Annotated in this window: 6 protein-coding genes and 1 pseudogene; 1 reads left to right on the forward strand and 6 read right to left on the reverse strand. The window is 53.6% G+C overall.

Annotated features, from left to right (window positions below; translation table 11 throughout):
- Positions 1–124: 124 nt before the first annotated feature.
- The 4 genes from ACLUYS_RS01530 to ACLUYS_RS01545 all read right to left on the reverse strand — a co-directional run bounded on the left by ACLUYS_RS01530 (position 125) and on the right by ACLUYS_RS01545 (position 6,199).
- On the reverse strand, positions 125–781 hold the full coding sequence (locus tag ACLUYS_RS01530) for a UDP-N-acetylglucosamine pyrophosphorylase (RefSeq protein ID WP_230267648.1): 657 nt from the start codon (positions 779–781) through the stop codon (positions 125–127).
- A gap of 31 nt (positions 782–812) precedes the next feature.
- Positions 813–2,846 (reverse strand): hypothetical protein, encoded by a 2,034-nt coding sequence (locus ACLUYS_RS01535; protein ID WP_412658764.1) that lies wholly within the window; start codon positions 2,844–2,846, stop codon positions 813–815.
- A 175-nt stretch (positions 2,847–3,021) separates the two neighbouring features.
- Positions 3,022–5,193: an ATP-dependent helicase gene (locus ACLUYS_RS01540; RefSeq protein WP_412658766.1), complete on the reverse strand. Its 2,172-nt coding sequence runs from the start codon at positions 5,191–5,193 to the stop codon at positions 3,022–3,024.
- Complete coding sequence (locus ACLUYS_RS01545; protein WP_288339108.1) at positions 5,183–6,199, reverse strand: diacylglycerol/lipid kinase family protein; 1,017 nt, start codon at positions 6,197–6,199, stop codon at positions 5,183–5,185. The genes ACLUYS_RS01540 and ACLUYS_RS01545 overlap by 11 nt, the downstream gene beginning before the upstream one ends.
- 242 nt (positions 6,200–6,441) lie before the next feature.
- Here ACLUYS_RS01545 and ACLUYS_RS01550 point away from each other — a divergent pair, with 242 nt between their 5' ends.
- Complete coding sequence (locus tag ACLUYS_RS01550) at positions 6,442–7,524, forward strand: MraY family glycosyltransferase (RefSeq protein ID WP_288339107.1); 1,083 nt, start codon at positions 6,442–6,444, stop codon at positions 7,522–7,524.
- A gap of 210 nt (positions 7,525–7,734) precedes the next feature.
- Here the strand turns inward: ACLUYS_RS01550 and rfbD are convergent, their stop codons facing one another.
- The gene (gene rfbD / locus ACLUYS_RS01555; protein ID WP_230267643.1) at positions 7,735–8,589 is read right to left on the reverse strand and encodes a dTDP-4-dehydrorhamnose reductase; all 855 of its coding nucleotides are present in this window, start codon (positions 8,587–8,589) and stop codon (positions 7,735–7,737) included.
- 108 nt (positions 8,590–8,697) lie between these two features.
- Positions 8,698–9,008: pseudogene (locus ACLUYS_RS01560) on the reverse strand (GDP-mannose 4,6-dehydratase); the annotation flags it as partial.

A 9,008-nucleotide genomic window follows, 5' to 3' on the forward strand; every position in this document is an offset into this window, starting at 1 on the left:
GTCGCTGCTTTTTAACATCGATTTTGCCGGCGGCTTTTTGGCCAAAACAAAAAGCAGTCCTCGCTTTGGCAGAAACCGAGACAAAGACTACTTTCTTTTGAATGGATACGGATTCGTATGCGCGTTACTTTTTCGAGACGATATGATCCTTGTCCTTGAAAATCGAATTGGCAGGGATCACATGACGGACACTCGAGAGCGGATAAATGTTCGTATGGCGGCCGATTACCGTTCCCGGATTGAGAACGGAATTGCAGCCGACTTCTACATCGTCGCCCAGCATGGCGCCAAATTTTTTCAGACCGGTTTCGATTTTTTCCTTGCCGTCGCTGACGACAACCAGCGACTTGTCGCTTTTTACATTGGACGTAATCGAGCCTGCGCCCATATGCGAGCGATAGCCGAGAATGGAATCGCCGACGTAGTTGTAATGCGGAACCTGAACGTGATCAAAAAGGATCACGTTTTTTAATTCGGTGGAGTTGCCGACCACGCAGTGCGCACCGACGAGCGCGTTGCCGCGAATGAAGGCTCCTGGACGCACTTCGGTATCCGGACCGATAATGCAGGGTGCTTTTAAAACCGCGGTCGGTGCGATCTCTGCACTTTTATGAACGAAAATACCTGGTTCCTTTTCTTCATACTCCGCCGGCAGATCGTGACACAGCGTCAGAATCAGTTCATTGATTTTTCCTAAAGCCTGCCAGGGGTATTCAAACTGATCCAGCCAGTTTTTGGCCAGGGAATGTTCATGGGTATACAGATCTTTGGTTTTATACATAAAGCGCCTCACACTTCTTTTTTAATGCTGATTACTGTCCGGCCGGTACCAGTTCCGGCTGAACTTCATTTCCCGCATCCTGTACGATGCCGTTTTCTGCCGCTTCGGGCTGCGTTTCCGGCTGGGCTGCTGGATCCGATTCTGCATTGGGTTCGGCAGCCGGTGCCGGTTCATCGCTTCGTTCGATGCCGGACGTCTGCGGTTCGTGGCCGCTGAGAATGGACTGAATCGCCGTCTTCGCCTGATCCAGCGATTCCGGATCGGGAATTAACATGTACGCCGAATCGCGAAGAACGGCGGAATACTGGGTCTGGTATTCCCCGGAAACGGTCGAATACCAGCACGTGAACGGTTCCGGTTCAAGAACGTACTGCCATATGAGCGTGCAGAGCTGTTCGTAGTTGAACGATGTGATCATCGATCCGTCGAGAATACGAAGCAGGGACGGAATGTTCGTAAACGAAATCTGCTTTCTGGCCTGGGCAAGATCGCAGAACATGACAAACTGGTTCAGTTCCTGGTCGAAATCGTTTCCGGAGTAGTTGGACAGGGAGCCGAGAATCTGACGGATTTTCGGTCCGGATACGCCTTTATCCGGATTGACCGTAATCGCTGAAGCGATTTCGTATTCCCGTCCGCCCGACTGATACAGGCCGTCCATTTCATCAAACAGCGAAACGACCGCGGCCAGATCGACCTGAACGGTAAAATCAATCGACGTGCCGAATTCTTCTTCGAGCGCCTGCCGCTGCGCTTCGAGCGTGTAATTGGAAAGCAGACCGGCACGGTCGGCAGCGCCATCGGCCGGACAGCCCAGCGTGCCGTCGCATTTGGCTGGCAGAGCCAGCGCGCGCGGAATAACGGTGACGAGCACCTGATGCGCCGTCGGGTTGACGGTCAGCAGCATCGTCATTGTCGACGTGTACATCTGGGTATTCAGCCGCATATCCGAAGCGGAAACCAGAACGGTATACGGCTGCGTGTTGAGATCGAGCGGCTGGTTTTCTTCGACCAGACCGGTCGACCAGCTGACGTTCAGCGCGCTTGTCAGATCGCCGTTGGACGTCTGTCCATTGGAAAATTCATGAATCAGCTTAATTTCCGTCGGCGTCAGAATGGCGGCACGTACTTTCTGGCCGCGAACGGCTTTGTTGAGCTGCTGGAGCGTGCTGTACGATTCGGTACGCACCGTCACCCCTTCTTCTTTCAGACGGTCCAGAACTTTTTCATTCGTTTCGTTGCCGCGACTGTCAAGAACGCCGACAATCTGGCCTTCCAGAGCGTCAATCGTCTGGAGCGGTACCGCGTTCGGTACGTATAATCCGGCGCTCAGCGTGTATTCCTGACCATAGTCGCTCAGCTGATCGATTTCTCTGGAAATCGAATGCACATAGCGCTGACCAAAAAAGCACGTTACGACAATGGCCACGCAAAGAAAGACGGCTGGAATGGACCACAGACGGTTTCGGGTTTCGAAAAACCAGAACCCCGCAACGGTCATAGCCGCCGCGGCCAGTCCGACAATCCAGGCGGCGGCCGAAAGACGCAGCAGACCGAGTTCCAGCATCGAATAGAGCAGCCAGAACACGGCAAGCAGGCAGATCAGCAGACACCAGAGCCCCGGCTTTCGTACCAGTCTGGCAAAGCGGGAAGGCCCTTTTGGCGCTTTTGGCGTTTTTGCTTCTTTGGATACTTCGCTCTCTTTTTCCTCTTGCGCACTCGAATCGGAATTTGAATCCGCACTGGCGGCGGGTTCCGAACCGAACGGTGCAGTTTCTGTCTTCGGGCTTTCGCCGGCCTCTTCCTGGCGTTCGGCTTCTTCCATCAGACGTGTCAGCGGCTTTTCCCGTTCCAGACGATCAATCGCACCATCACTATGCGCCTCGGTTTCATTTTTATTTGTACTGGCATTCGCCGTTTTCGGTTTTACGATTTTTGGCGTGTTGGAGGCGCTGATTTTTGCTCGCCGTAAAGGCGGACTTCCAGCGGCCCGATCCCCTGTTGCGGCCGCCGAAGTCTCCGGCTGGCTGTTTTCAGGCGCCGCGGGCTTCTTTTCTGTATCCATTTCCTTTTCAGTCCCCTTTTCCATACAGCCGCTGGCTGTATTTTCACGAAAGCCGATATGGCTTTCTATCCCCATACGCATCCAGAAGATGCGGTTTTATTTTTTTCTTTTTGAGTATACGTCCTGCACCCTCCGGGAGATCTTTCATCTGCCTTTTCGAAGAGAAAGCGCAGGCTTAATGCAAAATGGCTTCCGGATCGCCTCCGATTTTTTTCAGGCGGGCGTGCAGGGAAAGCGTACGCGTCGTGCTCAGTTTATCAAACTGAATCACGATTTTTTGTGCCTGTCGATCCAGATCGAGAATGATGCCTTCTCCAAAGACAGGATGCGCGATGCGATCGCCGCTTTGCAGCTCGTTTTCGTTTTCCGACTCCCCTTTTAAAGAACGGGAGCGCAGCGAGATGAAGCGGGTCGCGGCCTGAATGAGATCTTCTGGAATCGGCGGCTGCCAGACGGCGTTTTCCAGCCCGATATCAAAGAGAAAGCGCGAAGGCATGCGATTCGATCCCGAATGCAGGATGCCCTGTGCATCGCTGAGATACAGCTCCTTTTTGGCGCGGGTCAGGGCGACAAACATCAGGCGCCGCTCTTCTTCCATCTGCGGGCGGGTTTTCGTCTGCCTCGACGGGAAAATGCCTTCATCGAGCGCCGGCAGAAAGACGGTGTCAAATTCCAGTCCCTTCGCCGTATGAATGGTCATCAGGCGTACCTGATCGCTGGTCGTCTGTCCATCAGCAGCGGAAAAGAGCGCGTTCTGGTTCAGCCACGATTCGAGCGTCGTATCTTCTCCCCACGACACTTCAAATTCGGCAGCCGCCTGCTTCAGTTCGGCAAGATTGTCGAGGCGATCCTGGGCGCCGCGCAGGCGCAGTTCCTTTTCGTAGCCGGAGCGGTCAAGCACTTCATCGAGCACCTGGCTGATCAGCCGGTCCTGCCATACCGTTTCTTCCACGACCGCGATATACTCAGCCGCTTTGGTCGACGCGAAATAGTCGCTTTCGCTGTTTTCGACGAGCGCCTGATAGAGCGAGATTTCCCTCTGTTCGGCATAGTCCTTTAAAAAGGCGATGCGGCCTTTTCCAATGTTGCGCGGCGGATCGTTGATCGTGCGCAAAAAGTCGAGATCGTCCCGGTACAGCAGCATGCGGCAGTACGAGAGCGTCGTCTTGATTTCCGCACGCGAGAAAAACGGCACGCCCGAATACACGGCGTACGGAATGTGCGCCGCAATGAGCGCGTCTTCAATCGGACGCGTTAAATAATGAGCGCGGTACAAAATGGCCATGTCACGATACGCCACGCCTTCCTCATGACGGGAAGCGATGCGCGAGGCGATCCATTTTGCTTCTTTTTCCGGCGTTTCAAAATGACCGGCTTCCACCGGTTTTCCATCCGGCAGAAAGGGTATCAGATCCTTGTCGATCCGGTTCGCGTTTTTGGAAATGAGCGAGTTGGCCGTCTTCAGAATCTGAGGCGTGGAGCGGTAGTTTTCGTTGAGCAGCACCGTCTGGCACGGATGAAAATGTTCATCAAAATCGAGCAGACGGCGTACGTTGGCGCCGCGCCACGTATAAATGGTCTGGTCGGGATCGCCGACCACAAACAGATTGTGATGAACTTTGGCCAGCGCATCGATCAGGCGGTACTGCAGACCGTCGATGTCCTGGAACTCGTCCACCATGATGTATTCAAACCGCTGCTGCCACTTGCGGGCGACATCGGGATTTTCGTCAAAGATTTTCAGCGTCAGCAAAATCAGATCGTTATAGTCGAGGCCGAAGTTTTTCTTCTGCGCGCTCAGATACCCGTAAAAAATCTGATCCTGCGGATCGATCGCGTTTTCGTATTTTTTCTGAATGGCTGCGGGCGAGAGCGCCACGAGATCTTCCCGGTAGTTCGGCTCGTCCTTGATCTTGCGGATTTCAATCATGTCCCGCGCCTTGGAAAACGTCATGTCGTGAAGCGTCAGTCCCTTTTCGTCGTACACCTGCCGCAGAAGCTGATCGATATCCGCGTTGTCGAGCACCACAAACGATTTCGGATAGCTGATGATGTGGCTTTCCTCGCGCAGGATCATCGAACAGAGCGAATGGAACGTACAGATCGTCCCGCACTGATCGTCTCCGGTGAGTGAGCGGATGCGCGATTTCATTTCGGCTGCCGCTTTGTTCGTGAACGTAATTGCCAGAATGCTTTCCGGAATCATGCCGATCTCGATCAGAAAGGCATACCGGGCGGCGAGTGTTCGCGTCTTTCCGGAACCGGCGCCCGCAACAACCCGGACGTAGCCTTCAATGGCTTCGACCGCTTCGGTCTGCGACGGATTTAAAATGAGATCATTTTCCATGCGGACCGTCTCCTTGGGCGTTTTCCTTACTCGCGGGATTTTCGGGCAGCGCCAGCGGAACATCCGGGTGGAGTGCGGCGAGCCAGTCGGCCGCTTCCTGCACGTGCGATTTGGGCAGAGCGAGATTGAGAGCCGAAGAAACGGCGCGGGCCTCGACGATATCGTGCACGCCGCCGTATTCGCCATCGAGCGTCCACGGGATGTTTTCCCCTTTCAACCGGAACCAGGGCGACTGCACCTGCATCATGAGCGGATTGTCAAAAGAAGAGCGCATGAGGCAGGAAATGATCTGGTTGAGCTCGCTGATATTCATCGGGCGCTTAATAAAGACACCCTCGAGCAGTCCGTCGTGCCAGTTATAAATGTTTCGGGTAAACAGATCCGATCCGGCGATATAGCGGGAATTGGAAACCATGCCATACAGAAAGTCGCCCTGCAGCGAACCGCCTTCCCATTCGATTTCCAGCGTTTCACAGTTGTTTTCCCAATGGGCAAAATCCACGCGGCCAAGGGCTTCCAGAACGTAGGCGATCGAACCGAGGCGGTTTTTGCGCTCCTGCGCCGTCAGATAGGAAACCGAGGTGCCCAGACCGAAGGCGGCCACATAGGAAAAATATTCCTCGTTAAACTGACCGACATCGATGGGCGCCCACCAGTCGCCGCCCGCAATTTCAGCGGCTTCGCTCAGCTTGAGCGGAATTTCATGCGAGTTGGCAAAGTCATTGACGGTGCCGGAAGGAATATAGCCCAGCAATGGCATGTTTTTTCCAGCCATCCAGCCGTTGAGCGCTTCGTGCAGCATCCCGTCGCCGCCGCAGACGACCAGACGGTCGCAGCCGCTCAGATCCAGATTTTTCAGCTTTTCGCTGGCATCTCCCGGTTTCTGTGTCGGATACACCGTAACCAGATAGCCCATTCCCGTCATCTGATTGACGAGATCGGAGAGGCTGTTCTGAATTCTTCGGTCTCCGGCCACAGGATTGTAAAGAAGGAGCATCTTTTTCATAGTCCAATCCCCCAGTTCTGTACATTGAAACAGACGTATCGCCTTATCCTGATACAGAACAGTATAACCAAATCCGCTGGCCCCGTCCGGCTTTTCCCGGAAACGCTCTGCGAGTGTCGTCTTTGTGCAGACCCGTATACAGACACAGTCGCAAACTCGGGCGAACGGATGAAATACCAAAAAATGAATTTCTTTGTCATAATGGCATAAGGGCTCTCACTGTCCTGGAAAGGAGGAAGTCCGTGACTGCTGTCATGGCGTTCATTACGCCTTTTCTGATTTCAGCCGCACTCATTCCCCTGATCAAGCGGCTGTCGTATCCATCAGATGCCTGGGCGAAAATCAATAACCGTACCATTCATCACGGCCGTATTTCCCGGATCGGCGGCATAGCCATTTATCTGGCTTTCTCCTGTGCGCTGCTGCTCAACGGGCAGGCGGACCGTTCCATACTCGGCATTTATCTCGCCAGCTCGATGATGTTTTTCATCGGTCTTGCTGACGATTTTGTGGATCTTCCGGCCAAGGTCAAATTCATTTTGCAGGTGCTGGCGTCGCTGATTCTGCTTCACTACGGCATACGCGTCGATACCCTGCGCATCTTTGGCTGGGCCATCCGCTCGGATCTGATCTGTTCGATCTTCACCATCCTCTGGGTGGTCGGCATCACGAATGCGATCAATCTGCTCGACGGTCTCGACGGACTTTGCGGCGGCATGATTCTCATTGTGCTGGCCGTCATCTGTTCGATTTCGTTTGTCGACAAGCGCAGCGATATGGTCATCCTCTCCTTGATGCTTTCCGGCGCGGTACTTGGCTTTCTGCTCTACAACGCGCATCCCGCTTCGATTTTCATGGGTGACTGCGGATCTCTGTTTCTGGGTTCCATCGTTTCTTCCTTTTCCCTTCTCGGATTCAAATCGTCGACAACCATTACCCTTGGCCTGCCGATTCTGCTTCTCGTTTTGCCGATTATCGATACGCTCTCCGCGATCCTGCGCCGCAAGATTCATAACATTCCGGTCGATCAGGCGGACCGATCCCATCTGCACCATCAGCTGCTCAAGCGGTTTGGCCAGACCAATTCGGTCATCATCATGTGCGGCATTACGTTCCTGTTTGGCATGAGCGCGTTCATTTACATTTACAGCCGAAAAGCCGGTGTCGTTCTGATCCTGCTTCTTCTGCTCGTCATTGAACTGTTCATCGAGCGCACCGGCATGATTTCCGAATCGTTCCATCCGCTCCATTCCCTGGGACGGTGGATCTGGAAACATTGCCGTTCCCTGTTCAAGCGCAAGCCAAAGCCAGAGCCAAACGCATAAGCGCAAAAACAGATCTATGTTTTCCTTCTGTTATCTGGATTTGCGTGCCCGCTTTATCTTTGATTTGTTTCGGATGCCTTCGGGCATCCGTTTTCTTTTGCCGGTTTTTAAACGCGAAGACCGGCCTTTTCCAATCGTCCAAAAGAAAAACGCCCTGCCGGATGACAGAGCGTAAATTTCGTAAATTCGAACAGGCAGGCTTTAGCCAGATTAAGCCAGATCCATAGTTTTCAGATAGCGGGCGAGCGCATCCTGCCATGCAGGGAGTGGTTCAAAGCCTTCTGCAGCGATGCGGGAAAGGTCCATGCGGGAGTTGGACGGACGTTTCGCCTTAGCCGGATACTGATCGGAGCCGACTGGAATGACTTTTACGTGACGTCCGGTCTGGGCGAAAATTTCCTTGGCAAAATCGTACCAGGAAATGTAGTCGCCGCTGTTGGCCACATGGTACGTGCCGTATTTGTCGGTCTGAATCATATCCAGGCTCAGACGGGCGAGATCCCATGTGTACGTCGGCAGACCGACCTGATCGTCAACGACGGTAAGGGTGTCGTGGGTTTCGGACAGCTGCATCATTTTCTTGATGAAGTTGATGCCGTTGGCGCCAAATACCCAGGAAATGCGCAGAACGAAGTTTTTCGGGTTCTGGAACACATAGTCCTCGCCTTCCGATTTGGTCAGGCCATAAACGTTCAGCGGATTTTTTTCATCATCCACTTTCCACGGTTCCGCACCCTGGCCGTCAAAGACGTAGTCCGTCGAGAAATACATCAGCGGGATGTCGAGTTCGCGGCACACTTTGGCGATATAGCCGGTTCCGGTCGCGTTGATGGCTTCTACGGTTTCAAACAGTTCGGGTTCTTCGCCCTTGTCCACCTGGGTCCAGGCGGCGCAGTGAATGACGGCGTCGTAATCGCCGCGGGAAATGACTTCTTCAACCTGATTCTGCCTGGTGATGTCCATTTCCGCTACATCGACGCCGACGGCGTCAATGCCGCGCTCCTTGGCCTGCACCATGATGTCGTGTCCGAGCTGGCCTTTTGCGCCGGTAACAAGAATTTTCATTTTCAATCCTCCTCTGTGCTCAAAACGAAAAGAAGCCGGACGGACGAAGCTGTTTCGCCCCTCCGGCTGCGGGTTCATAAGCGTGTATGCCTCAATAGCGAGACGGTTTTACTGGTCGACTCTTCCTTTGTCGACGTACATTTTCTGGAAGTAGTTTTTGTATTCTCCGTTGAGAATGTTTTTCCACCAGTCCTGGTTGTCCAGATACCACTGGAACGTTTTCTGGATGCCGGTATCGAAGTTTTCTTCCGGTACCCAGCCCAGTTCTTTTTCGATTTTTGCAGGATCGATCGCATAGCGGCGGTCGTGACCTTTACGGTCCGCTACGTATGTGATCAGGGATTCCGGCTTGTCGAGTGCCTTGAGGATCGCCTTAACGACTTCGAGGTTGCTCTTTTCGTTGTGGCCGCCGAGGTTGT

This window comes from Allobaculum sp., assembly GCF_047010065.1.
Classification (GTDB): Bacteria; Bacillota_I; Bacilli_A; order Erysipelotrichales; family Erysipelotrichaceae; genus Allobaculum; species Allobaculum fili.